Here is a 1,708-nt window from a genome sequence, read left to right as displayed (position 1 = left end):
TTCAAACCTGCTTTAGGAACTGGTTTAAACAGGATATCGCATTTTTCATCTGATCCAGCATAATAAAAATTTGATTTACTACTGGCATGCTTCATTGCTTTCCCTCAAGATAACATGGAAAAAGTTAACCTGTAACGCGCGTTTGTTTATCAGAATTGCTGCTAAAATATTCGATAGTTCTTTTCAGGCCAAGCTCCAGTTGAACCTTAGGCTGCCAATTCAAATGTGCCTGGGCTAGCGAAATGTCTGGGCGCCGTTGAGTGGGGTCATCAACTGGTAGTGAGCAAAATTTTATGGTGGAGGATGAGTTTGTCAGCCGTATAATTGTATGGGCCAGTTCGAGAACTGTAAGTTCTATGGGGTTACCCAAATTCATTGGAGCAGCTATACCTGCAGATAAACCCATAAATTTTATAAGTGCGGAAATTAAATCGTCTACATAACAAAACGACCTGGTTTGAAGTCCATCACCATAGATGGTTATCGGTTCATTTTTTAACGCTTGCGTTATAAAGTTAGGTATAACCCTGCCGTCCTCGTGGCACATATGCGGTCCATATGTATTAAAAATGCGGGCGACTTTAATATCAATCTGATGTTGGCGCTGGTAATCGAAAAATAATGTTTCAGCGCATCGTTTGCCTTCGTCATAACATGATCGAATTCCAACAGGGTTCACATTCCCCCAGTAGGATTCGCGCTGTGGATGGATTTGCGGATCGCCATAAATTTCACTTGTAGACGCCTGTAATATCCGGGCTCCTGTTCTTTTTGCCAAGCCTAGCATATTAATTGAGCCTATAACATTTGTCTTTATTGTCTTGATGGGATCTGTTTGATAATGCTTTGGTGAGGCCGGGCACGCCAAATTATAAATTTCATTGATATCGATATACAACGGATTGGTAATATCATGAACAATCATCTCAAAATTTGGTAGGCCGATTAAATGGTGAATGTTGGCTCTTGAGCCAGTACTCAAATCATCAACACATACCACATGATTGCCAAGCTTTATTAGCTGCTCACATAAATGAGACCCGACAAAGCCTGCGCCGCCTGTAACCAACACCCTTTTTTCCTTCATAAATATCGCCTTCTAATCCATATATCTATCAAATATTTATCTTTATTTTCCAGTTTCTTACCCAAAGGCGACTGACCTATCCATTTACCGCAAAATTGATCTGACTCTCATTACGCTGCATAATTTATCTGGATTAGCAATCAATTTTATTGAATTGTTTTAGAGATTATCAGGAGTGCATTCAAAGAAATCAAATTTTTAAATAACCTTTGTACATTACCACAACCGGTTTTTGGAAAGAGATATTTCGCTGGACTGCAGCTGTTTTTATAGATGAAAAAAAGTGTTGCAATTCGCTGATTTTTATATTTTTTTATGCTTGCATCAATGTATAAATTTTTGCTAGATTGTATACCAGTTAAAGCAAAAGGAGTGCGCATCTGTCTGCATATTAAACTTCTGCATTTCTGCATTGTTGAATATTTACAAATTTAAATTATTGCAATGCTTTTATTTATAGAAATAAGGCAAGTTGGTGCGAGGATTCGATATCGAAAAATGCCCCTCCTTTTCTTAATTTTCCAGATTATTCGATAAGATTTTTCTGGCTAAAAAATTATCTAATAAAAATTACAAATTTCTATCCGTAATGTCCGGCTTTATTTTTGCTACAAGTTCAAT

Annotated in this window: 1 protein-coding gene; it reads right to left on the bottom strand. The window is 37.3% G+C overall.

Annotated elements, in window-relative coordinates:
- Positions 1-124: 124 nt before the first annotated feature.
- Positions 125-1,087 (bottom strand): UDP-glucuronic acid decarboxylase family protein, encoded by a 963-nt coding sequence (locus QZ824_RS11530; protein WP_291276163.1) that lies wholly within the window; start codon positions 1,085-1,087, stop codon positions 125-127.
- Positions 1,088-1,708: the final 621 nt, after the last annotated feature.

The organism is Flavobacterium sp. (genome assembly GCF_021151785.1).
In the GTDB taxonomy this organism is placed as follows: Bacteria; Bacteroidota; Bacteroidia; order Flavobacteriales; family Flavobacteriaceae; genus Flavobacterium.
Note: the sequence above shows the minus strand (reverse complement) of the source record. Positions and strands in the feature narration are given on the sequence as shown.